At 65.7% G+C, this 21,798-nt stretch carries 22 protein-coding genes; 13 read left to right on the top strand and 9 right to left on the bottom strand.

Features of this window, described 5'->3' with window-relative positions; genetic code table 11:
• Window positions 1–1,235 precede the first annotated feature (1,235 nt).
• Window positions 1,236–1,502: a 30S ribosomal protein S20 gene (gene rpsT / locus LRC39_RS24570; RefSeq protein ID WP_107346358.1), complete on the bottom strand. Its 267-nt coding sequence runs from the start codon at window positions 1,500–1,502 to the stop codon at window positions 1,236–1,238.
• A 364-nt stretch (window positions 1,503–1,866) separates the two neighbouring features.
• Here rpsT and LRC39_RS24565 point away from each other — a divergent pair, with 364 nt between their 5' ends.
• The 3 genes from LRC39_RS24565 (at window position 1,867) to LRC39_RS24555 (ending at window position 3,782) form a co-directional block, all read left to right on the top strand.
• Entirely contained in the window at window positions 1,867–2,184 is a 318-nt protein-coding gene (locus tag LRC39_RS24565) for a hypothetical protein (protein ID WP_107357337.1), read from the top strand.
• Between the two features lie 168 nt (window positions 2,185–2,352).
• The gene (gene msrA, locus LRC39_RS24560) at window positions 2,353–3,009 is read left to right on the top strand and encodes a peptide-methionine (S)-S-oxide reductase MsrA (RefSeq protein ID WP_346295947.1); all 657 of its coding nucleotides are present in this window, start codon (window positions 2,353–2,355) and stop codon (window positions 3,007–3,009) included.
• A 131-nt stretch (window positions 3,010–3,140) separates the two neighbouring features.
• Window positions 3,141–3,782, top strand: a complete 642-nt coding sequence (locus LRC39_RS24555) for a polysaccharide biosynthesis/export family protein (RefSeq protein WP_264053737.1) — start codon at window positions 3,141–3,143, stop codon at window positions 3,780–3,782.
• 27 nt (window positions 3,783–3,809) lie between these two features.
• Here LRC39_RS24555 and LRC39_RS24550 read toward each other — a convergent pair whose 3' ends face one another.
• On the bottom strand, window positions 3,810–4,481 hold the full coding sequence (locus tag LRC39_RS24550; protein WP_346295946.1) for a dienelactone hydrolase family protein: 672 nt from the start codon (window positions 4,479–4,481) through the stop codon (window positions 3,810–3,812).
• A 55-nt stretch (window positions 4,482–4,536) separates the two neighbouring features.
• A complete protein-coding gene (locus tag LRC39_RS24545) occupies window positions 4,537–4,905 on the bottom strand; it encodes a hypothetical protein (RefSeq protein ID WP_346295945.1) in 369 nt (122 codons plus the stop codon).
• A 219-nt stretch (window positions 4,906–5,124) separates the two neighbouring features.
• Between LRC39_RS24545 and LRC39_RS24540 the strand changes: the two genes are divergently transcribed.
• Window positions 5,125–6,228: an HD domain-containing protein gene (locus LRC39_RS24540; protein WP_107346352.1), complete on the top strand. Its 1,104-nt coding sequence runs from the start codon at window positions 5,125–5,127 to the stop codon at window positions 6,226–6,228.
• A 114-nt stretch (window positions 6,229–6,342) separates the two neighbouring features.
• Here LRC39_RS24540 and LRC39_RS24535 read toward each other — a convergent pair whose 3' ends face one another.
• Complete coding sequence (locus LRC39_RS24535) at window positions 6,343–7,929, bottom strand: AMP-binding protein (RefSeq protein WP_346295944.1); 1,587 nt, start codon at window positions 7,927–7,929, stop codon at window positions 6,343–6,345.
• Between the two features lie 278 nt (window positions 7,930–8,207).
• On the opposite strand from LRC39_RS24535, the gene LRC39_RS24530 reads away from it, so the two are divergent.
• Complete coding sequence (locus LRC39_RS24530; protein WP_346295943.1) at window positions 8,208–8,486, top strand: DUF3551 domain-containing protein; 279 nt, start codon at window positions 8,208–8,210, stop codon at window positions 8,484–8,486.
• Between the two features lie 21 nt (window positions 8,487–8,507).
• Here the strand turns inward: LRC39_RS24530 and LRC39_RS24525 are convergent, their stop codons facing one another.
• The 3 genes from LRC39_RS24525 to LRC39_RS24515 form a co-directional block, all read right to left on the bottom strand.
• Window positions 8,508–8,735, bottom strand: a complete 228-nt coding sequence (locus tag LRC39_RS24525) for an FmdB family zinc ribbon protein (protein WP_107357330.1) — start codon at window positions 8,733–8,735, stop codon at window positions 8,508–8,510.
• Window positions 8,736–8,818: 83 nt separating this feature from the next.
• Window positions 8,819–10,669, bottom strand: coding sequence for a DNA helicase RecQ (recQ, locus tag LRC39_RS24520; RefSeq protein WP_346295942.1), 1,851 nt, complete (start codon window positions 10,667–10,669; stop codon window positions 8,819–8,821).
• Between the two features lie 75 nt (window positions 10,670–10,744).
• Complete coding sequence (locus LRC39_RS24515) at window positions 10,745–11,098, bottom strand: MerR family transcriptional regulator (protein ID WP_346295941.1); 354 nt, start codon at window positions 11,096–11,098, stop codon at window positions 10,745–10,747.
• A gap of 71 nt (window positions 11,099–11,169) precedes the next feature.
• Between LRC39_RS24515 and LRC39_RS24510 the strand changes: the two genes are divergently transcribed.
• Complete coding sequence (locus LRC39_RS24510; RefSeq protein WP_346295940.1) at window positions 11,170–11,544, top strand: EthD domain-containing protein; 375 nt, start codon at window positions 11,170–11,172, stop codon at window positions 11,542–11,544.
• Between the two features lie 51 nt (window positions 11,545–11,595).
• On the opposite strand, the gene LRC39_RS24505 is transcribed toward LRC39_RS24510, so the two are convergent.
• Window positions 11,596–13,146 (bottom strand): AMP-binding protein, encoded by a 1,551-nt coding sequence (locus tag LRC39_RS24505; RefSeq protein WP_346295939.1) that lies wholly within the window; start codon window positions 13,144–13,146, stop codon window positions 11,596–11,598.
• 165 nt (window positions 13,147–13,311) lie between these two features.
• The gene (locus LRC39_RS24500) at window positions 13,312–14,454 is read right to left on the bottom strand and encodes an iron-containing alcohol dehydrogenase (protein WP_346295938.1); all 1,143 of its coding nucleotides are present in this window, start codon (window positions 14,452–14,454) and stop codon (window positions 13,312–13,314) included.
• Window positions 14,455–14,732: 278 nt separating this feature from the next.
• Between LRC39_RS24500 and LRC39_RS24495 the strand changes: the two genes are divergently transcribed.
• The 7 genes from LRC39_RS24495 (at window position 14,733) to htpG (ending at window position 21,765) form a co-directional block, all read left to right on the top strand.
• Window positions 14,733–15,608 (top strand): S-methyl-5'-thioadenosine phosphorylase, encoded by an 876-nt coding sequence (locus LRC39_RS24495; RefSeq protein ID WP_012497916.1) that lies wholly within the window; start codon window positions 14,733–14,735, stop codon window positions 15,606–15,608.
• A gap of 110 nt (window positions 15,609–15,718) precedes the next feature.
• Window positions 15,719–16,843: an S-methyl-5-thioribose-1-phosphate isomerase gene (mtnA, locus tag LRC39_RS24490; protein WP_346295937.1), complete on the top strand. Its 1,125-nt coding sequence runs from the start codon at window positions 15,719–15,721 to the stop codon at window positions 16,841–16,843.
• 179 nt (window positions 16,844–17,022) lie between these two features.
• Entirely contained in the window at window positions 17,023–17,331 is a 309-nt protein-coding gene (locus tag LRC39_RS24485; protein WP_346295936.1) for a hypothetical protein, read from the top strand.
• 82 nt (window positions 17,332–17,413) lie between these two features.
• Window positions 17,414–17,752, top strand: a complete 339-nt coding sequence (locus LRC39_RS24480; protein WP_346295935.1) for a PepSY domain-containing protein — start codon at window positions 17,414–17,416, stop codon at window positions 17,750–17,752.
• Window positions 17,752–18,417, top strand: a complete 666-nt coding sequence (locus tag LRC39_RS24475; protein ID WP_107346761.1) for a response regulator transcription factor — start codon at window positions 17,752–17,754, stop codon at window positions 18,415–18,417. The genes LRC39_RS24480 and LRC39_RS24475 overlap by 1 nt, the downstream gene beginning before the upstream one ends.
• A complete protein-coding gene (locus tag LRC39_RS24470) occupies window positions 18,414–19,790 on the top strand; it encodes a sensor histidine kinase (protein ID WP_346295934.1) in 1,377 nt (458 codons plus the stop codon). Before LRC39_RS24475 ends, LRC39_RS24470 begins: the two co-directional genes overlap by 4 nt.
• Window positions 19,791–19,878: 88 nt before the next feature.
• Entirely contained in the window at window positions 19,879–21,765 is a 1,887-nt protein-coding gene (htpG, locus tag LRC39_RS24465; RefSeq protein WP_346295933.1) for a molecular chaperone HtpG, read from the top strand.
• Window positions 21,766–21,798 lie beyond the last annotated feature (33 nt).

Genomic DNA, 21,798 nt, shown 5'->3' with positions numbered 1-21,798 from the left:
TTCAGCAGCTTTTCAATTCCAGAGTTACGGGCCATCGCAGCGGCGAGCCATGACGGCTCACGCCATCGCCGCGACCAGCGAGTTGAGTTCGGACATGGCTCCGCCGCTTCGGCTGAAGCAGCCGGCGTCAGATCAGGGCCGAAGAGAGATGGAAAAAGGTCAGCTCAGCGGAGGACTCGACGGATAAACCGGAGTGTGAGCACGGCAATGACTATTGAAAAACGCATGGCCCGCGAAGGCGGAAAATTCAACCGGATGATCGGCAGGTTCGAATGATACGTCGACTTCGGTGCTCATGAAACCTCCCCCTCTCGCCGCGCTTGCGCGCGGCCAGACGTCGCCAAAACAAAACCGCGTCGATGCTCTCACCAAGACTGCGTCTGCATTCCGATGGATCGCCGGTGCCGTCGTTCGTCAGAAACCTTCGAACGAAGGCCTCCGCTTGAATTCAGACACGGCTTCGCCAGCCCCATATTGCTATGAGTTGCAGTTCGACCGTCATTTGGAAAAGCCACCAACATGCACACCGCCGCCGATTTGCATGTCCGCCCTTGGTTCTCAAACCGCGCTGATCTGAAGAGCCGTGGGCGTCGCGGGTGGACTATGAAAACCACGACGGCCCCTCCGCTGCAATGGATATGATTCCGAGGGGAGGGTGAAGATTTCGCCTCGACCGATAGCAGAACAGGCAACTAATCACTTCGGGATCGGCAAGATTTTGAATCTGTGCATAGATTCGATGTGCGCTGCGAGCGTGACATTTTGGCCGCGTGCCTAAAAGAATTTCATGAATCCTTTACCTTTGACGCTCGGGCGAGGGCGTTTTCCAAATGGTCGTCCGCGCTTTGCCGATAAGTGGTTCGCTCGCCGCGGATTTTTGTGAGCGCTCGGACAGGGTAACCCTTGTCACAAACGACCGCGTAGTTGCACGAGGAAGCGCGCGTCGAAAGTCAAGCGAGTCCGACAAAGATCGGAGTTCCTGCTGTGCCGCAGCGTTTTCTTGAGCCGTGCGTCAAGCACGGTTGACGCTTGGTGGTGTGTTGTTCCGGAACGAGGCAGGTGACGGCGAAGACGCGCGTCATTCGATTCAAATTATGAGCGAGCGCGTACCGTAATCGAGTGAGCAACTACGCGACCGGGCGCGGCGAGTATGACTATGCTGGCGCAAGCTGTCGCCGAAAAAGAAAATGCCCGGCAGAGCCGGGCATCGAAACCATCCAAGATGATGGTGAGAATTACTTCGCCAGCTTGGCGATGCTGTGGGTCAGGCGCGACACCTTCCGGCTCGCGGCGTTCCGGTGGATGATGTTGCGCTGCGCAGCGCGCATCAGCTCGGGCTCGGCGCGAGCCATTGCCTTCAAGGCCGCTTCGCGGTCGCCGCTCGCGATCGCCTCTTCGACGGTCCGGACCGACCCACGCATCTGAGTCCGACGCGACTTGTTCACCGCGGTGCGCCGGGCGATCTTGCGGGTCGCTTTCTTGGCGGAAGACGTATTAGCCATGATCTCTCAAATCCTGCAGCGGCCTCTGCTCGAGCGGCCGGGGCTGATTGGCGGAGCCGCAATCGCGACGCGCCGTGTGTTCCGGATGTTGCTGAAGATGCTCCCGGAGCCGACACGGCCGCAATTCACGGCGCCGCCCAAAGAACAGCGGCGGCAGGATCGCCCCTACCGCCATCGGCCGCGTTATACTGGCAGGGCCTTCCAGCGTCAACGGGGACGCGCGGTTCTAGGGCCCGGGGCGGTTCCGGCTCAGGGCCCGAGGCACGCCAGACGTGGTCCAAGTTGCTGACGAGGTTGAATTCTGCCGTTCCGCCCGGTAAGCCCGGCCTGGGGCACAGGCGAATTTCTGATCGGGGTGGTTGAGATGATCCGCGGCTTCTTTCGGCTGATCGGCCTGCTGTTCCTGACCGGGGGGTTCATCTTCCTGGTCTATGACGGCGCGCGGTCGGTCGCCGACAATTCGGTGCAGTGGACCAAGCTCGGCGACTTCTGGAACGACATCCACCAGGCCAGCCAGCAGTCGTTTCGCGACTGGGTCGAGCAGACCGCGCCGTGGCTTTGGACCCACGTGGCCAAGTTCGTGCTGACCCAGCCGACTTTCGCGGTGCTGGGCGTGATCGGGCTGGCGCTGATGCTGCTGTTCCGCCCGCGCAAGCCGCTGATCGGCTACGCCCGCGACTGACGGGCAGAGCGCGGCGTAACAATCTCGCCGCCGCTGCGAAGACACCTATATCCTGAAATTGAGTTGAGAGCCGATTGCATCAGCGCCACGCTGAGGCTCGGCTGTCGCCATCATGCGTGCGCGGACGCGCGGCACCCGCCGCCATCGGCCGCGCCGGGAGGGTCTTCGATGTTCTTCATGCGCAAATCGACCGCGATGCCGAGTGCCGACGAGGCGTTGCCGGGCCGGCCGACGCCGATCCCGACGGCACGGATGCATTTCGTGAACGGCAACCGGCTGCAGCCGCCGTTCCCGGAAAGCCTGCAGCAGGCGGTGTTCGGGCTCGGCTGCTTCTGGGGCGCCGAGCGCAAGTTCTGGCAGCTCGGCGACGGCGTTTACAGCACCGCGGTGGGCTATGCCGGCGGCTTCACGCCCAATCCGACCTATGAGGAGGTCTGCTCGGGCCGCACCGGCCACACCGAAGTGGTGTTGGTGGTGTTCGATCCGACCAAGATCTCCTACGAGGCGCTGCTCAAGACGTTCTGGGAAAGCCACGATCCGACCCAGGGGATGCGGCAGGGCAACGACGTCGGCTCGCAGTATCGCTCGGCGATCTACACCTTCAGCGACGACCAGAAGCGGGCGGCGGAAGCCTCACGCACGACCTATGGCGCGGCGCTGAAGGCCAAGGGCTATGGGCCGATCACCACCGAGGTCGCGCCGTCCGGTCCCTTCTATTATGCCGAGGACTACCACCAGCAATATCTCGCCAAGAATCCCGGCGGCTATTGCGGGCTCGGCGGCACCGGCGTGTCGTGCCCGGTCGGGGTCGGCGTCACCGCCTGACGATCGTAATCGTCCGCTGCCCCGACGGCGGACGGGCCTCGCGCGAGTACGGGGGCGGAAGCCAAACCCAAACCGTTTGTTAACCCTAACGGGGCATAAACGAAGCTGTCTCGTGGCAAGGGATAGCTCCAGTGCGTGTCGTAGGCGCGTTTCAAGTATCGATGATCATCGTGGCGACCGCGCTCGCGCTGGGCGGCTGCATGCGGCGGCCTGGGCCGGTCGCGATGGTGCAGCCACCGAACACCCTCGACACCATGGCCTATGGCGGCGGCGTTCCGCCGATGGCGGCTGCCTATGCGGCGCCGAGCGGGGAGCCGGCGTACCGGCTCGACGCCGGCGATCGCTTGCGCGTCGTCGTGTATGGCCAGGAAGGGCTCACCAACACTTATGCGATCGATGCCGCCGGCTCGATCACCATGCCGCTGATCGGCGCGGTGCCGGCACGCGGTCGCACGCCCGCCGGTCTGGCGGCCGAAATCACCGCGCGGCTGCGCCGCGGCTTCATTCGCGAGCCGTCGGTCGCGGTCGAAGTGGAATCGTATCGGCCGTTCTTTATCCTCGGCGAGGTCACCGCGCCCGGCCAATACCCGTACGTGCCGCATATGAGCGTCGAGAGCGCGGTCGCGATTGCCGGGGGCTTTACCCCGCGCGCCCAGCGCGACCGGGTCACGGTGACGCATCCGGAAGGCGGCGGCATGGTGCGCGAGGTTGTGCCGCTCGGCACGCCGCTGAGCCCCGGCGACACCGTCTATGTCGGCGAACGCTGGTTCTGAACCGGCGAGTGCGCCGTCAGATCCTGTTTACTTCAGATGCGCGGCGAAGAACGCCAGGCTGCGTTGCCACGCCAAGTCTGAGCTCGGCTTGTCGTAGCTGGCGCGTTCGTCGCAGCCGAAGCCGTGCTGCGCGCCCGGATAGACCAGAATCTCGACCTCCGGCCGCTTGGTCCGGATCGCGTCGACGTCGCGGAGCGGAATCCCGGAGTCCTTTTCGCCGAAATGCAATTGCGTCGGCACCAATGGCTTGTCGTCGGCGAAACGCACGATGGCGCCGCCGTAGTAGCCGACCGCAGCCTTCAGCCCGTGCAGCTTGGTGGCCGCCGCATAGGCGACGCTGCCGCCGAGGCAAAAGCCGATGATGCCGACCGGTCCGATGCTGCTGACGGCGTCGATCGCTGCCTGGGTGTCGCGCAGCATCGCCGGCCAGTCCGGATTGGCGACGAACTTGCGCGCCACCGCGATCTCGTCCGGCGAATAGCCGCTCTGGAAGTTGCGCTCGCTGCGATCGAAGATCGACGGCGCGAGAGCGACGTAGCCTTCCGCAGCGAGGCGGTCGCAGACGTTGCGGATGTGGTGATTGACGCCGAAGATCTCCTGGATCACCACGATCGCGGCTTTCGGCGTGCCGGCGGGATCGGCCCGATAACCGCCGAGTTCGAAACCGTCCGCAGCCTTCAGCGTGATGTCGTGTCCCACGGGCGATCCTTTGCGCGCGTTGATGATGATGTCGGTGCGACGAAGCCGGCGGCGGTTAGCGCCACATCCAGTTGCGGCCCCAGTCGCCCTTCCATCCTGCCAGCCGGCCGTGACGGAATTGCAGATACAGCCGGTCGCGGCGGTCGAAGAAGCCGCTGCCGCCCTGGGTGCGGATCACCATGAAAATCTCGTCGCCGGGTTTGCCGCTGACGTAGTTGAGCGGCATGCCGAGCGCTGTGGCCGCCTGGTTAGCATCCATGCCGAACACCAGCGGCGTGGTGTTGGACAGCGTCGCAACGAATGGCGGCGGGACGGTCACCGCGGGCTGTTGCGCGAACGCCAGCGCGGCCGATAGCAGCAGCGCGCCTGCCAGAGTTGCAGCACCACAGAGCCGAGGTGCGATCGCTAGATTTGTCGCAGTCATCTGTCCCCGTTCCGCCCCATTCATCCCGGCACTCTGTCACCGCAATCATAACGCTACGGCTGGTCAGAGCGAGACCTCGCATAATCACGGTTTTGACATTGTATCAAATGTGAATCGCGAAGGTCACGGCTCGTTAACAACGCCCATTAATCTCAGGGAACCAGTTTCTCGTTAGTGTAAGGACATTACCTGCCAACGGTAGCAATCCCGGTGACCTTCATGAATGCATTAGCCCGACAGCCCGCTTCCAACCCTGCGCCGCGCCGGCGTCTGTTGCTGGCGTCCGATCGCCGTGACGGCAGCGTCGACATCGCGGGCATTCTGGCGAGCGTGGCGGAGGTCGAGACGGTGCCGACGGCGCACCTGCCGGACGCGCCGGCGCGCGATCTGTCGGGCATCGTGGTCGATATCAATCTGCGCTCGGCCGACAGCGTGCAACTGGTTCGGCGCAAGCTGCTCGGCGGCGCCTATCAGCCGATGCCGCGGCTGTTCGTGCTCGCCGACGAGTTGCATCACGGCTCGATGCAGGCGTGGGCGCTCGGCGCGACCGACACCATCGCCCGTCCGTTCGATCCGCGCGATCTGTTGCAGCGGGTCCGCTCGGCGTTTCCCGATCCTTCCGAGGACACCGCGACCGCCCGCGCCGAAGCGCTGAGCGACGGCGTCACCGCCGCCCACAAGGTGCTGGTGAAGATCTTCGAGCGGCTGCACGGCAAGCCGCTGACGTTCCAGGACGTGATGCAGGCGGAAGGCCCGATCCTCAAAGCGATCAAGCGCTCGTCGCTCCGGGAATGGCTCGCCACCGTCGGCCGCCATCACGACGAGAGCTATCGGCTGTGCCTGTTCGCGACCGGCTTCGCGGTGGCGTTCGCGCAATATCTCGGCATGCGCGAAGAGGATCAGCGCCGGCTGACCCGCGCGGCGCTGCTGTACGACGTCGGCAAGGCGTATGTGGATGTCTCGGCGCTCGACAATCTCGACAATCTGAAGGGCGAGGCGCTGCGCAAATATCGCGAGCATCCGCGGCTCGGCTATGAGGCCCTGGTCGCCGAAGGCAGCTTCCCGCGCGAAACACTCGACGTCGTGCTGCACCATCACGAACTGCTCGACGGCTCGGGCTATCCCGACGGGCTGCACGGCGATCAGATCGCCGACATCGTCCGCATCACCACGATCGTCGATATCTTCGCGTCGCTGGTCGCGCCGCGCAAGAACCACAAGCCGATGTCGCCGCTGCAGGCCTTCATCACGATGGAGAACATGGGCGGCAAGATCGACCAGCGCCTGCTGCAGGCATTCCGCCCGGTGGCGATGGGCGGCTGATCGAGGCCTGTCGTTTCCGGGACACGAAGCGTGGACCCGGAATCGCTTCGTCCCGGCCCCCGAGATTCCGGGTTCGCGCCTCGCGGCGCGCCCCGGAATGACGCGCGGGGATGATTACTCCGCCAGCATCTTGCGGAGTTCGGCTTTCGCCACCTTCTCCAGCGTCGAGCGCGGCATGTCGTCGACCAGCCGCACTTCGCGCGGCCGCTTGAAGTCGGCAAGCGCGGCCGCGCAGGCGGCGGTGATGCGATCGGCAAAATCCGGCGGCGCTGCGGCGACGCCGCCTTGCGGGATCACGAACACCACCGGCACTTCGTCGAGCATCGGGTGTTTCTTCGCCACCACTGCGGCTTCGCGCACGCCCGGCACGGTGATCACCACCTGCTCGATTTCGGATGCCGCGACATTCTCGCCGCCGACCTTCAGCATGTCCTTGGCGCGGTCGCCGAACCGAATTGCGCCGTGCTCGAGCCGCGTCACGCGATCGCCGGTGATGAAGTAACCGAACTCATCGAAACTGTCGCGCGTCGCCGTCTCGTTGTGCAGATACTCCTTGAACAGCGACAGTCCCGGCACGCCCTTGATCAGCAGGTTGCCGGTGTCGCCGACGCGTGTCGGGGCGCCGTCGTCGCCGACGATGCGGATCGCGTATTCGGGCGCAGCGCGGCCGATCGACATCGGCGTGTTGGGCTGATCGGCTTCGGCGATGATGCCGTGGGTGATGGTCTCGGTCATGCCCCACCAGCCGATGATCTTGATGCCGAACGAGGCGAACGGCGGCGGTTCGGCGACCGCGGTGCCCCACAGCCGGAAGCGATGCGTCTTCGGGACCTCGTGCTCGAGCAACGCCTTCATGCAGAACGGGATCGTCGACAGCCAGGTGCAGCCATGCTCCAGCGAGACCTTCCAGAAGCGGCTCGCCGAGAACCGCGGCTGCACCACGACAGTGCCGCCGACCCACAGCGTCGACAGCATCGAATAGGCCAGCGCATTGGTGTGGAACAGCGGCAGATACAACAGGTGCACGTCATCGGCGCGCAGCGTCTGGTGTGCGGCGTTGATCTTGGCGCCCCACAGTGCGTTGGCGTGGGTCCACAGCACCGCCTTGGGTCGCGAGGTCGTGCCCGAGGTGTACTGCACGCTGCACGGCGCCAGCGGATCGGTCGGGCGACGCGGCCGATCGGCGCTGTCGCCAAACAGACTGTCGAACGAGTCGCCCTTTGCGACCGGCTGCGCTGCGATTGCCGCGCCGGGATCGTGTCCGATCACCGCCATCCATTTCAGCTTCTTGCAGTTCGTGGCCACCAGATCGGCATAGGCCGGCTGGGTGATGGCGGCGACCGCGCCGCAATGGTCGGCAAAGTACTCGATCTCTGCGGCGGCCGAGCGGGTGTTGGTGGTGACCGCAATTGCACCGAGCTCCGTGCAGGCGAACCAGGCGAGCAGAAACTCGACGCAATTGTCGAGATGGATCAGCAGGTAGTCGCCCGGCTTGATGCCGCGCTTGGCGAGGCCGGCGGCGAGCGCGCCGACGCGCTCATGGAATTCGCCGTAGCTCCAGCTCCGCGACGGGCCGTCGAACGGCGCCCAGATCACGAAAGGATGCTCGCGCCGCGCCTCTGCGTGCAGCTTCAGCAGCCACGGCACGTCCATTCCGTCGAATGGCGTCACCACGCCCGACGCTTCGATCAGCTGCGACATGTCTCGTCCTCCCTTTGTCCCGCGCGTGCTGCGCGTTGTTGTTGGCGTTCCGCGTTGCGCAATTCGCACGCGGTCGCATGATGGGGAGGTTTGCCATCCGCCGCGACGGCGCGCAATCGGTCCGGCCGGCGTCACCGGACGCGCGGATCGCAAGGCTCAGCGCGCAGTGCGGCGGCGACGCGTCGCAGCTTCGATGATGCTTTTGTGAAAGCCGGTCCGGAACGGCACTCGGACGCTGCGGTTCTGTCTCGCATCGGTGACAACACAAGGAGAGCGAGATGAGACGTCTGGCATTGGCAGTGATGGCGCTCGGCGCACTTGGCACGACGCAACTGATCGGCGCGCAGCCGGCGGCGGCGAGCGTCGAATATCCGTACTGCATCCAGGGCAAGCAGCAGGGTTATCCTGGCGACTGCAACTACGCCACCTATTCCTCCTGCCGCTTCACCGCGAGCGGTACCGGCGGCAACTGCGTTATGAATCCGCGCTACAGCGCGTGGGATCGCGGCTACGACAGCTACGGCTACGCGCCCGCCAACGCAGTCGGCGGCTATTGATCGGCTCGCGTGGGCGCGGTCCTAGAGACCGCGCTCCTTGCGACTGAAATTCGACAAATGCCCCTCGCGTGCCGCCTGAGCGCGAGCGGCTTTCATCACGCTCTTGCTCTTGCCGGGCGGGGCGGGGCGAGACACCAGCCGCTCCATTCGCCGGCTGCCGCAGGCCGGGCACGGCGGCTTGTCGTCGAAGCCGACCAGCAATTCGCTGTCTTTGTCGCATTGCTTACAATGGAAGCCGTAGAGCGGCATCGCGACACCTCCTGAAGTCCGTCAGGAGAAGCTGTGCAGGATCCGGACCACTTCCTTTAGGCTGGCGATGGCCCGGCAGCCGGCTAACGGTGTTCGCCGATCACCGCCAGCAGTGCGGCGCCGTAATGCTCGAGCTTCTTGTCGCCAATGCCCGGAATGCCACGCATCTCGTCCAGCGTTCGCGGTTTTGCCGCGGCCAGCCCATCGATCGTGGCATCGTGCAGCACCACATAGGCCGGCACGCCGCGAGCGCTGGCCACTTCAGACCGCCACGCCTTCAGCGCAGCAAACAGCTCCGGATCGCCGCTGGTCTCGCGCTGGGCGCCGCCGACCAGATCGCCGCGGCGCGATTTCGACCGCGGCGGGCGGCCGGTCTGCTCGCGCAGCGCCACCTCGGACTCACCCTTCAGCACCGCACGCGAGGTCTCGGTCAGCTTCAGCGCGCCGAACGCCTCGCTGTCCGGCGTCAGATGCCCGAGCGACACCAGTTGCCGTATCACCGCGCGCCATTGTTTCTCGCCAAACTCGCCGCCGATGCCGAACACCGACAGTTTGTCGTGGCCGAACTGCGAAACGCGCTCGGTCAGCCGGCCGAGCAGCACGTCGATCAGGTGTTGGGCGCCGAACCGCTGCCCGGTGCGATAGGCGCAGGACAGCAGCTTCTGCGCCGCCACTGTGCCGTCGATCACCTTCGGAGGGGTCAGGCAGTTGTCGCAATTGCCGCAGTGCGGGTGCGGCGAGGTCTCGCCGAAATAGCCGAGCAGCCGCGTGCGCCGGCAGCCGGTGGATTCGCACAAACCGACCAGCGCATCGAGCTTGCCCATCGACACCCGCTTGAAGGCGTCCGAGCCGCTGCTCTCGTCGATCATCCGGCGCTGCTGGACGATGTCGGACAGGCCATAGGCCATCCAGGCGTCGGACGGCTTGCCGTCGCGGCCGGCGCGTCCGGTCTCCTGGTAATAGGCCTCGATGCTCTTCGGCAGATCGAGATGCGCGACGAACCGCACGTCCGGTTTGTCGATCCCCATGCCGAACGCGATCGTGGCCACGATCACGATGCCGTCCTCATTGAGGAAGCGATCCTGATTGCGCGCGCGCACCTCCGGCGGCAGGCCGGCGTGATACGGCAGCGCGGTGAGGCCGGATTTGCTCAGCGTCTCGGCGATGTCCTCGACCTTGGCGCGCGACAGGCAATACACCACGCCGGAATGGCCGCGGTGGCGGTCGTCGATAAAGGCTTTGAGTTGGGCTGGTGCGTTCTGCTTGTCGACGATGGTGTAGCGAATGTTCGGCCGGTCGAAGCTCGACACGAAGCAGGGCGCATCCGTCAGCGCCAGTCGCTCGGCGATCTCGCGCCGGGTCAGCGCGTCGGCGGTCGCGGTGAGCGCGATCCGCGGCACGTTCGGAAACTTCTCGGCGATGGCCGAGAGGCCGACATATTCGGGACGGAAGTCGTGGCCCCATTGCGACACGCAATGCGCCTCGTCGATCGCAAACAGCGACAGCTTGGCTTTAGCCAGCAGCGCCAGACAGCGCGGTGTCAGCAATCGCTCGGGCGCGACATACAGCAGATCGAGTTCGCCCTTGAGGAGTTGCTGCTCGATCGCGTTGGCCTCGTCGTAGGACAGCGTCGAATTCAGCGCGGCCGCACGTACGCCGCTTTCCAGCAGCCCAGCCACTTGGTCGCGCATCAGCGCGATCAGCGGCGACACCACCACGCCGCAGCCGTCGCGCAGCAGCGCCGGCAACTGATAGCACAGCGACTTGCCGCCGCCGGTCGGCATCAACACCAGCGCATCGCCACCATCGGCGACATGCCGCACGATCGCTTCCTGCTGGCCACGGAACGACGGCAGCCCGAACACGTGGTTGAGAACCGACAGCGCCCGGGCGTCGAGGTCGTCGTCGGTCTGACGCGAAACCGGAGCGATCATGGGAGGCAGGCGAAGCAGGACATCTGCTGCATATAGCCGAAACTGTGAGATTTGCCTGCTGCGATGGCGCGGCGGTCACCGCAGCGGAGTCTGTTCCAGATAGGCGCGCAGCAGGCGGCGACTGGCCGCCAGCGCGGCGATCTGGCCGTCGATTTCAGCGAGCCGCCGGCGAATACCATCGCGGAACGCCGGGCAGGGCCGGAATCCGCTCGAATCCGGCTCGGCGCAGGGCAGCAGCAGCCGGATCTTCGCCAGCGTCAGCCCGGCGGCTTGCAGCGTGGTGATTCGCTGCACGGTCGTGATGTCGGCCGGACGGTACAGTCGGTACCCCGCTGGCGAGCGGCCGGGCCGCAACAGCCCCTCTGTCTCGTAATAGCGCAGCATCCGCGCGCTGACGCCGCAGCGGCGCGCCAATTCCCCGATCTGCATCGCGGCCTCTTGACCCTGACAACGCTGTCAAAGCGTAGCCTTGGAGCCGCCCACAAGCCAAGAGAGGACCGATGCTCAAGCTCACGATGTTCGTCCGGCGCCTGCCGGAGCTGTCGCGTGACCAGTTCGACAGCCATTGGCGTGATCGCCACGGCCCTCTGGTGCGGTCGCACCAGCAGGTGCTGCGAATCCGGCGCTATGTGCAAACCGTGCCGCTGCCAGATCCGGCCCAGCAATCGATCCGCGCCAGCCGCGGCTTGGCGGCCGCCGATTACGACGGCTGCGGCGAATTGTGGTGGGACAGTTTCGACGACCACAGCTCCGCCCGGGCCACGCCGGAGGGCCTGGCGGCGCTGCGCGAACTAATCGCCGACGAGCGCAGATTCGTCGATCTGTCGCGCTCTATTGCGTGGTACGGCACCGAGCGGCTCATCATTCCGGACTGACGCAACGCGCTGTCTGCGGGCGGGCCGAGGCGCCGCTCGCAACCGGCTGCATCACACGATCCGGCTGTTCTTGTTGCCCCAGTATCTGTCGCGCAGCAGGCGCTTGTAGAGTTTGCCGGTGGGGAGCCGTGGCAGTTCGTCCATGAAGTCGATCGAGCGCGGCACCTTCTGTCGCGACAGCGATTGTGCGCAAAAGGCAATCAGTTCGGCGGCGAGGTCGGCACCGGCGGCGACGCCCGGCATCGGTTGGACTACCGCCTTGACCTCCTCGCCGAGATCCTCGTTCGGGACGCCGAACACCGCGGCATCCGCGACCTTGGGGTGAGTGATCAAGAGGTTCTCGCACTCCTGCGGATAGATGTTCACCCCGCCCGAGATGATCATGAAGGTGGCGCGGTCGGTGAGGTGCAGGTAGCCGTCGTCATCGACATAGCCGACGTCGCCGACGGTGCTCATGCTGCCGTCTTCGGAGCGGGCTTCCTGGGTCTTCTTCGGGTCGTTGAAGTACTCGAACGGCGTGGCGGTCTTGAACCAGATCTGGCCGGGCGTGCCTTTCGGGCACGGCTTCATGCCGTCGTCGAGAATATGCAGGTCGCCGAACATCACCTTGCCGACCGTGCCGCGATGCGCCAGCCATTCAGCGCTGTTGCAGGCGGTGAAGCCGAGGCCTTCGGTGGCGCCGTAATATTCGTGGATGATCGGTCCCCACCATTCGATCATCTGTTCCTTGACCTGCGGCGGGCAGGGCGCTGCAGCGTGGATTGCTACTTCCAGCGTCGACAGATCGTAGGCCTTCCGCACCTCTTCAGGCAGCTTCAGCATCCGCGAGAACATCGTCGGCACGAGCTGGCTGTGCGTGACCTTGTGCTTCCCGATCAGCGCCAGATACTGCTCCGGATCGAAGTGCTCCATGATGATCACGGTGCCGCCGTCGCGGATGGTGAGGCCGACCGCAGCCTGCGGCGCCGAGTGATACAGCGGCGCGGGCGACAGATAGATCATGCCGTCGCGATACTTCCACAGCATGTTGAGGAAGTGGAACAGCGGCAGCGGTTCGGACGGCGGCTGCTCCGGCAGCGGGCGCAGGATGCCCTTCGGCCGGCCGGTGGTGCCGGACGAATACAGCATCGCAGTGCCGAGGCTTTCGTCGGCGATCGGCGTGTCCGGCAGATCCTTGGTCGCGGCGGCGAGCCCGACGATCCGCTCGCTCTCGCCGTCACCGTCGACCACCACGCACAGCGTGACGTTGGGGCATTCTTTCAGCGCCTCGCGGGCGACGTCGAGCTTGGCTTTCGAGGTGATCAGCGCGCGCGACTCGCTGTTGGTCAGGATGTAGGCGAGCTCGGCCGGCGTCAGGTAGGAGTTGACGCAGGTGTAGTAATAGCCGCTGCGCTCGCCGGCGGCGCACGCCTCGATGTAGCGGTTGTTGTTCTCCATGAAGATCGAATAGTGGTCGAACCGCTGCAGGCCGTGATTGCGCAACAGATGCGCCAGACGGTTGCTGCGAGCCTCGAGCTCGGCATAGCTCACCGTCTCTCCGGTGGAAGCCATGATGAAAGCGGGATGGTCGGGGCGGGTCTTCGCGAACTGGCCGGGATACATCGTGCTCCTCGTGCTGATGCGTGCCTGAGCTTCTGGTTTTCCGTCGTCATTGCGAGGAGCGAAGCGACGAAGCAATCCAGCGACGTGCACTGCGCTCCTGGATTGCTTCGCTACGCTCGCAATGACGATCTCATCGTTGTTGGTTCCGCGAAAGCAGGCGCGTCTTCACGCTGCGAGCTCCAGGATTTCCCGGACCTGCGCCGGTCCTTCGATCGGGCGCGGATTGCGCGGCACCCATGGGGTGCCCATGGCCTGGGTGGCGATCCGCTCGAAATTCTCGGGCCCGACGTTCACTTCGCGCAAGCTGCGCGGCATGCCGAGCACCCGGATCAGCGCGTCGAGCACGTCGCCAGCGTCTTCGCCGGGATGGCCCATCGTGGCGGCAACCAGCGCCTGGCGGTCGCGGTTGGCGGACTTGTTCCAGCGCATCACCGCCGGCAGCATGATGCAGGAGGTATGGCCGTGCGGCACGTCGAACACCGCGCCGAGCACATAGCCGATGCCGTGGCTGGCTCCCATCGGCACGCCGGACGACAGCGCGCCCATCGACAGCCAGGTGCCGATCTGACAGTCGAGCCGGGCGTCGAGGTCGGTCGGATCGGCTTTCACCCGTGGCAGCCCCGCGGCGAGCATCGAAAGACCGCGCAGCGCCTGGGCGTCACCGTAGGGGTGCGCCTCGCGCGAGCAGATCGCTTCGACGCAGTGGTCGACCGCCCGGATGCCGGTCGACAGAAACAGCCATTCGGGCGTGTGCAGGGTGATGGCCGGATCGAGGATCGCGGCGCGCGGCATCGTCAGCGGATGCGCCAGCCTCTCCTTCACCCTGGTGGCTTCGTTGGTGACGCCCGCGATGGCACTGAATTCGCCACCCGAGATCGTGGTCGGCACGCTGATCTGACGGACTTTGGGGGCGACCGGCGCGTTGATGTTACGGACGCGGTCGATCTCGGCGGCGCTCGAGATGTCGTTGGCGAGGCAGATCTGCACCGCCTTGGCGCCGTCGGTGATCGAGCCGCCGCCGACGGTGACGATGATGTCGGCCTTGATGGCGCGGGCCTGTTCGGTGGCGGCGATGACTGCCGCGCGCGGCGTATGCGCCGGCATCGCGTCGAACACCCCGGCGCAGCGGCTGCCGAGCGCATCTTTAATCTTGGCGATTTCATCGGTGGTGCGGTTCAGCGTCCCCGACACCATTAGCAGCGCGCGCTGCGCGCCGATGCGGTCGAGCTGAGCGGCGAGCGCGTCCGCCGCCGGCTGACCGTAGACGACCTCCTCCATGGCGCCGAACACGACGCGTCCAGTCATCACGTTGTTTCTCTCCCCTTGGCCGCTTTTGCGTGGCCTTAGCGATGATCCTAATCCGATCATCGTAGGTTCGGGAACAGGAAAATTCGTCGCGGTGGCGGCGCGTCATGGGCTTGTCCGACACCACGGTAAGATAAGACGTTTGGCTGATCCGCCGCCGTAAGGGGTTGTCGCTGCCCCGCCCGCATGTTGAATGCGGCGGCAGATTTGTTGTGACGCGTTTTCTTCACGCGAACCGGTGACCACTTCGCTCGAAAACGCTTTCGTCGGGGAGACAGTCCATGACTAAGGCCGTGCTCGGCATTATCGGTGGCTCCGGGATCTATGATTTGCCCGGGCTGGAAGACGTCCGAGAGGAAGCGATCGCGAGCCCGTGGGGGCAACCGTCTTCCGCGGTGCGGCGCGGCAATATCGCCGGCCTGCCGATCGTGTTCATGCCGCGTCATGACAAGGGCCACCGGCTGTCGCCCTCCGACATCAACTACCGCGCCAATATCGACGTGCTGAAGCGCGCTGGCGTCACCGACCTGATCTCGCTGTCGGCCTGCGGCTCGTTCAAGGAAGAGCTGCCGCCCGGCACCTTCGTGCTGGTCGATCAGTTCGTCGACCGCACCTACAAGCGCGAAAGCTCGTTCTTCGGCAAAGGCTGCGTCGCCCACGTCTCGATGGCGCATCCAGTGAGCCCGCGGCTGCGCATCCACCTTGCGGCTGCGGCGGAGGCCGAGGGCATTCCGGTGGCGCGCGGCGGCACTTATCTGTGCATGGAAGGCCCGCAGTTCTCCAGCTACGCGGAGAGCATGACCTACAAGCAGCTCGGCTATTCGGTGATCGGCATGACCAACATGCCGGAGGCCAAGCTCGCCCGTGAGGCGGAAATCTGCTACGCGACGGTGGCGATGGTCACCGATTTCGACTGCTGGCACCCCGACCACGACGCGGTGACGGTGCAGGACATCGTCCGCGTTCTCACCTCCAACGCCGAGAAGGCCAAGAGCCTGGTGGCGCGGCTGGCGCAGGACTTCCCGCGCGAGCACGAGGAATGCCCGATTGGCTCCGACCGCGCCCTCGATGCCGCCTTCATCACCGCCCCCGAAGCGCGCGATCCGGAACTGCTGAAGAAGCTCGACGCGGTGGCCGGGCGGGTTTTGAAGGCGTAAACCTCGTCATTGCGAGGAGCGGAAGCGACGAAGCAGTCCAGTGCTGGCATGTGAATTTCTGGACTGCTTCGCTTCGCTCGCAATGACCGATTCGATCTCAGCGAGGCACCATGAAAGTCGACGGCAAGCATACCCGCACGATCTGGCTCGAGGCTGATGGCTGGACCGTCGGCACTATCGATCAGCGCCGGCTGCCGCACGACTACGAGGTGGTGAAGCTGACCAGCTCCGATGACGCGGCCGATGCGATCCGCACCATGCTGGTGCGCGGCGCGCCGCTGATCGGCGCCACCGCGGCCTACGGCATGGCGCTGGCGATGCGTGAGGATGCCTCCGACGCCGGGCTCGATGCCGCCTACGCCAAGCTGGTCGCAACCCGGCCGACTGCGATCAATCTGAAGTGGGCGCTCGACGAGATGCGCCGCGCGCTCGCCCCAATTCAGCCGGCGGATCGCGTCGCGGCGGCGTATCGGCGTGCCGGTGAGATCGCCGATGAAGACGTCGCGATCAATCAGGCGATCGGCGCCAGCGGCCTGAAGCTGATCGAAGCGATCGCGGCGACCAAGAAGCCCGGCGAGCGGGTCAATGTGCTGACCCATTGCAACGCCGGCTGGCTCGCCACCGTCGATTGGGGCACCGCGACCGCGCCGATCTATCAGGCGTTCGATGCTGGTATTTCCATCCATGTGTATGCCGACGAGACCCGGCCGCGTAACCAGGGCGCGTCGCTCACCGCCTGGGAGCTGGGCCATCACGGCGTCGACCACACTGTGATTCCGGACAATACCGGCGGTCATCTGATGCAGCACGGGCTGGTCGATATCGTGATCGTCGGCACCGACCGCGTCACCGCGGATGGCGATGTCTGCAACAAGATCGGCACCTATCTGAAGGCGCTGGCGGCGGCCGACAACAAGGTGCCGTTCTATGTCGCACTGCCGTCGCCGACGATCGACTTCACCATCCACGACGGCGTCCGCGAAATCCCGATCGAGCAGCGCGAGGCCGCGGAAGTGACCGACATGACCGGCCGTACCAGTGATGGGCGGATCGAGACGGTGCGGATCGTGCCGCAGGGGTCAAAGGTCGCCAATTACGGCTTCGACGTCACCCCGGCGCGCCTCGTCACCGGGCTGATCACCGAGCGCGGCGTGCTGAAAGCCGACCGTGCCGCGCTGGCTGCCGCCTTCCCGGAGCGGGTGGCGCAGGCCAAGGAACTCCTGCGGGCGTCCTGAGTTCGTTCGGCGACGGCTTTTCGGCCCGGAGCGCGCCACCTCACCGGTATTGCTGCCTCGAAACGGCGTGCCGCGCGGCCGCCGCGTAACCCTGTGGAAACGCTCTCGCGCTCGCCACCTTTGTGGCTATGCTGGATTCGCGCCGGAGCCGACCCGCGCGCGCCCCAAGGACTCGCATTATGACCGATCAATCCAGGCCGCCGGAGCGGCCGCGCTATGAGCCGGAGATCATTCCGCCCGGACAGACCCATGATCCGATGGGGACGCGGATTTTCATCGACCAGAACACCACCGAGCACGTCTTCGTCGGCAAAGTCGGTCCGCTCGGGCTGTTTTTGATGGCGCTGGCGATCGGGGCGGCGATTGCGGTGGTGCTGGTGCTGCTGCTCGGGGCGTTTCTGTTGTGGATTCCCGTGGTGGGCCTGCTGATCGCCGCCGGGCTGGTGGCTGGCGTGCTGCGGCCGTTGTTTTCGCGGAACGGCGGCTGACGGCGGGTTTGATCATTGTCAGCGAGCGGTCAGCGGCCGGGCGCCAGACTGGCGGCTTCGAAAGGAGCCGGCCGAAGCACCGATGGGGCGCCTGTTCATTTTCATCTTCGCAGCCCTGATCGCCGCGGTACCGCTGCCGTCGGCGCGCCTGCTCGCGCATGAGCACAATCACGGCGCCCATGACCACCGCCAGGATCATGACGAAGCCCGCCTCGCTGTCGAGCGCGGCGAAATCCGCCCCCTCGCCGAACTGCTCGGCCAGATTCGCGACAAGCTCCCCGGCGAGATCACCGGCGTCGAGATCGAACGCCACCACGATCAGTGGCTGTACGAGTTCATCGTGGTCGACAAGGCCGGCCGGCTTTACGAAGTCTATGTCGATGGGCGCAGTGGCGAGATCCGGCGCACCAAGGAGAAGTGATGCGGGTGCTGGTGGTCGAGGACGACAGCCGGATCGCGTCGGAGCTGGCGCGCGGCCTCGGCGAAGCCGGTTACCTTACCGAGATCGTCGGTGACGGCGAAGAGGCGTGGTTTCGCGGCGATACCGAAGATTACGCCGCCATCATCCTCGACCTCGGCCTGCCTGGGCTCGACGGCCTCACCATCCTGAAGCGCTGGCGCGACAACGGCCGCCTTACCCCGGTGCTGATCCTCACCGCCCGCGGCAGCTGGGCCGAACGGGTCGACGGTATCGATGCCGGCGCCGACGACTACCTGCCGAAGCCATTCCAGATGGAGGAGCTGCTGGCCCGGCTGCGCTCGATCGTGCGGCGCTCGGCCGGCCATGCCTCGTCGGTGGTCACCATCGGCGAGGTCACGCTCGACGAGCGGCAGATGCAGGTCAGCGTCGGCGGCAAGCCGGTGTCGCTGTCGCCGCTGGAATACCGGCTGGCGTCCTATCTGGTGCTGCATCGCGGCCGGGTGGTGTCGCAATACGAACTGGCAGAGAACATCTACGGCCAGGACGACGCTCATGATTCCAACGCCATCGAGGTGCTGGTCGGCCGGGTCCGCCGCAAGATCGGCACTGAGCTGATCGAGACCCGCCGCGGCTTCGGCTACATCGTGCCGGACGAGCGTCCATGAAGCACAGCTCGCTGCGGCTGCGGTTGATCGCCGGTGGGGCTGCGGCGATCCTGGTCGCGCTCAGCATCGCCGGTTTCGCGCTTACGATCTTGTTCGAGCGCCACGTCACCCGCACCATCGCGGACGATCTCGAAGTGTCACTTAAGCAGCTGCTCGCCGGCATCGAGGCCGGGCCGGACGGAAAGCTCGTGGTGGTGCGTCCGCCGACCGATCCGCGGTTCTCCGAGCCGCTGTCCGGGTTGTACTGGCAGGTCGGTGACGACGGCGATCAGCTCGTCCGCTCGCGCTCGCTGTGGGACGACCGGCTGACGGTGCCGATCGATCAGCCCGGCCCTGGAGAGGTGCATCACCACGATATCGCCGGGCCGTTCGGCTCGCGGTTGTCGATCGTCGAGCGCCGCGTGCAGCTCACCATGGGCGGTAAGAGCGTCCCGATCCGGGCCGCGGTGGCGGTCGATCTGGCGCGGGTCGATGCGGCCGGTAAGGCGTTCGCGCGCGATCTCGTGGTCGCGCTCGGCCTGCTCGGCGTGGTGCTGGGACTCGCCACCTCGGTGCAGGTGATGCTCGGCTTGCGGTCGCTCGCGGCGCTGCGCCGCGACGTTGCCGCGATCCGCTCCGGCCGCAGCAGCCGGCTGCCCGAGGCGGTGCCGGACGAAGTCCGCCCGCTGGTCGAGGAGGTCAACGCGCTACTCGAAGCCCAGGCGCGTGAGATCGAGCGCTCGCGCGACCGTGCCGCCGATCTCGCCCATGGCCTGAAGACGCCGCTGGCTGCGCTCGCCGGCGATGCGGCGCGGCTGCGCGAGCGCGGCGAGGACAAGCTCGCACGCGATATCGAAGCGGTGGGCGCGGCGATGAGCCGGCATGTCGACCGCGAACTGGCGCGGGCCCGGCTGCGCGGCGCGGTACGGCGCGGCGAGAGCGTCGCGGTCGAGCTGCTGCCGCTGGTGCGCTCCCTGGTGACGATCCAGTCGCGCACCCCGGCCGGCCGCGCGATCGACTACGCCATCGAGGTCGCCGACTATGTGGCGGTGCCGATCGAGCGCACCGATCTCGCCGAGGTGCTCGGTAATCTGCTCGACAACGCCACTCGGCACGCCAAGTCCAGGGTCCGGATCGGCACCGCCTGCGACGCCGACGAATTCTGCATCGTGATTGAAGACGACGGCGAGGGTTTGGACGAAGCGGCGCGCACCGAGGTGCTGTCGCGCGGCATCCGGCTCGATCAGCGCGGCGAGGGCGCCGGGCTGGGCCTTGCCATTGTCCAGGACGTGCTCGACGCCTATGGCTGGGGCCTGCGGCTGTCACGCTCCGAGCTCGGCGGTCTCAAAGCCTGCTGCTGCTCCGCGGTGGCCTCGGCCGGTCCGGGCATCTAGGCCGGCGCGGCGATCTTGCCATCGCGCCCGACAGCGCTATATCCCGGTTTTCCCTCACATTCCTTCTCCAGGACCAGCGACATTCGCCATGACCATGACTGATACCGCCAGCGAGACGAAGCCGTTCCAGGCTGAAGTGGCCGAGCTTTTGAACCTGATGGTGCACTCGGTCTATTCCGAGACCGACATCTTCCTGCGCGAGCTGATTTCGAACGCGTCCGACGCGCTCGACAAGCTGCGCTACGAGTCGATCGCAAAGCCCGAGCTGATGGAAAAGGGCGGTGAGCCGAAGATCCGGATCATCCCGAAGAAGGCGCCCGACACCCTGACGATCGTCGACAACGGCATCGGCATGGACCGTCAGGAGTTGATCGACAATCTCGGCACCATCGCCAAGTCCGGCACCAAATCCTTCATCTCCAAGCTTACCGAGACCAAGGACAGTGCCGGCCTGATCGGCCAGTTCGGCGTCGGCTTCTACGCCGCCTTCATGGTGGCCGATAAGATCACCGTCACCAGCCGCCGCGCCGGCTCGAACGATGTGTGGACCTGGACGTCCGCCGGCGGCGCCGGCTTCGAGATCGCCCCTGCGTCCGAAGAGGCGGCAGCGCGGGTCGAGCGCGGCACCGAGATCGTGCTGCACCTAAAGCCTGACGCGTCGAAATATCTCGAAGACTGGCAGATCGAACGGATCGTCACCGAGTACTCGGACAACATCCAGTTCCCGATCGAGCTGGTGCCGGAAGAGGGCGAGCCGCGCCAGATCAATTCGGCCAGCGCGCTGTGGCAGCGCTCGAAGTCGGAGCTGAGCGAGGACGACTACAAGCAGGCCTACAAGCAGATCGCGGGCGCCTTCGACGAGCCGGCGATGACGCTGCATTATCGCGCCGAGGGCCGGCAGTCCTATGCGGTGCTGCTGTTCGCGCCGTCGACCAAGCCGTTCGATCTGTTCGAGCCGGAGCGCAAGGGCAAGATCAAGCTCTATGTCCGCCGCGTCTTCATCACCTCGGAAGCCGAGCTGCTGCCGCCCTATCTGCGCTTCCTGCGCGGCGTAATCGACTCCGAGGATCTGCCGCTCAACCTGTCGCGCGAGATGCTGCAGAAGAATCCGCAGCTCGCGCAGATCCGCACCGCGGTGACCGGCAAGGTGATCAGCGAGCTGGAAAGCCTCGCCGACAAGAAGCCGGAGGACTTCACCAAGATCTGGGACGCGTTCGGCCCGGTGCTGAAAGAAGGGCTGTACGAAGACTTCGAGCGCCGCGAGAAGCTGCTGTCGCTGGCCCGCTTCACCACCACGGCCGGCGAGAAGCGCTCGCTGAAGCAGTATGTCGAGGCGATGAAGGAGAACCAGACCGAGATCTACTATCTGGTCGGCGACTCGCTGGAACGGCTGAAGTCCAACCCGAAGCTGGAATCAGCCACCGCGCGCGGCATCGAAGTGCTGCTGCTGACCGATCCGGTCGATGCGTTCTGGACCTCCGCGCAGCTCGATTTCGGCGGCAAGCCGCTGAAGTCGCTGAGCCAGGGCGACGTCAATTTCGACCTGATTCCGAAGCTTGAGCAGGATCAGGACAAGGACAAGAAGGACGAGGCCAAGGCCGATGAGGCGACCGTGATCGCGGTGATCAAGGACGCGCTCGGCGATCGCGTGTCCGACGTCAAAGCCTCGCAGCGGCTGACGTCGAGCGCATCGTGTCTGGTCGCGGGCGGCATGGGGCCGGATCGGGAGCTCGAGAAGCTGCTGGCGCGCGCCAACAAGGGCGCCGGCTCCAAGCCGATCCTCGAGATCAATCTGCAGCATCCGCTGGTCGCGACGCTCGGCGATACCAAGACCGACAAGGCGGAAGCCGCCGATCTTGCTTTCCTGCTTTTGGAGCAGGCGCAGATCCTCGACGGTGAACTGCCCGAAGATCCCGCCGCCTTTGCCAGCCGGCTCAACCGGCTGGTGCTGCGTGGCGTGGTTGCACATGGTTAGCAGCTAGCTAACAAACAGGGTTACCACTTTTTT

Origin of the sequence: Rhodopseudomonas sp. P1, assembly GCF_039642825.1 — a bacterium.
Lineage (GTDB): Bacteria > Pseudomonadota > Alphaproteobacteria > Rhizobiales > Xanthobacteraceae > Rhodopseudomonas > Rhodopseudomonas palustris_H.
This window is presented reverse-complemented; position numbering and strand designations above follow the sequence as displayed.

Coding starts and splice junctions, on each gene's coding strand:
- LRC39_RS24515 (WP_346295941.1), bottom strand. CDS start 11,098: ATGCAGATCGGGGAATTGGCGCGCCGCTGCGGCGTCAGCGCGCGGATG.
- LRC39_RS24495 (WP_012497916.1), top strand. CDS start 14,733: ATGACTAAGGCCGTGCTCGGCATTATCGGTGGCTCCGGGATCTATGAT.
- recQ (WP_346295942.1), bottom strand. CDS start 10,669: ATGATCGCTCCGGTTTCGCGTCAGACCGACGACGACCTCGACGCCCGG.
- LRC39_RS24540 (WP_107346352.1), top strand. CDS start 5,125: ATGAATGCATTAGCCCGACAGCCCGCTTCCAACCCTGCGCCGCGCCGG.
- rpsT (WP_107346358.1), bottom strand. CDS start 1,502: ATGGCTAATACGTCTTCCGCCAAGAAAGCGACCCGCAAGATCGCCCGG.
- LRC39_RS24480 (WP_346295935.1), top strand. CDS start 17,414: ATGGGGCGCCTGTTCATTTTCATCTTCGCAGCCCTGATCGCCGCGGTA.
- LRC39_RS24525 (WP_107357330.1), bottom strand. CDS start 8,735: ATGCCGCTCTACGGCTTCCATTGTAAGCAATGCGACAAAGACAGCGAA.
- msrA (WP_346295947.1), top strand. CDS start 2,353: ATGTTCTTCATGCGCAAATCGACCGCGATGCCGAGTGCCGACGAGGCG.
- LRC39_RS24505 (WP_346295939.1), bottom strand. CDS start 13,146: ATGTATCCCGGCCAGTTCGCGAAGACCCGCCCCGACCATCCCGCTTTC.
- htpG (WP_346295933.1), top strand. CDS start 19,879: ATGACCATGACTGATACCGCCAGCGAGACGAAGCCGTTCCAGGCTGAA.
- LRC39_RS24530 (WP_346295943.1), top strand. CDS start 8,208: ATGAGACGTCTGGCATTGGCAGTGATGGCGCTCGGCGCACTTGGCACG.
- LRC39_RS24470 (WP_346295934.1), top strand. CDS start 18,414: ATGAAGCACAGCTCGCTGCGGCTGCGGTTGATCGCCGGTGGGGCTGCG.
- LRC39_RS24545 (WP_346295945.1), bottom strand. CDS start 4,905: ATGACTGCGACAAATCTAGCGATCGCACCTCGGCTCTGTGGTGCTGCA.
- LRC39_RS24510 (WP_346295940.1), top strand. CDS start 11,170: ATGCTCAAGCTCACGATGTTCGTCCGGCGCCTGCCGGAGCTGTCGCGT.
- LRC39_RS24475 (WP_107346761.1), top strand. CDS start 17,752: ATGCGGGTGCTGGTGGTCGAGGACGACAGCCGGATCGCGTCGGAGCTG.
- LRC39_RS24535 (WP_346295944.1), bottom strand. CDS start 7,929: ATGTCGCAGCTGATCGAAGCGTCGGGCGTGGTGACGCCATTCGACGGA.
- mtnA (WP_346295937.1), top strand. CDS start 15,719: ATGAAAGTCGACGGCAAGCATACCCGCACGATCTGGCTCGAGGCTGAT.
- LRC39_RS24565 (WP_107357337.1), top strand. CDS start 1,867: ATGATCCGCGGCTTCTTTCGGCTGATCGGCCTGCTGTTCCTGACCGGG.
- LRC39_RS24485 (WP_346295936.1), top strand. CDS start 17,023: ATGACCGATCAATCCAGGCCGCCGGAGCGGCCGCGCTATGAGCCGGAG.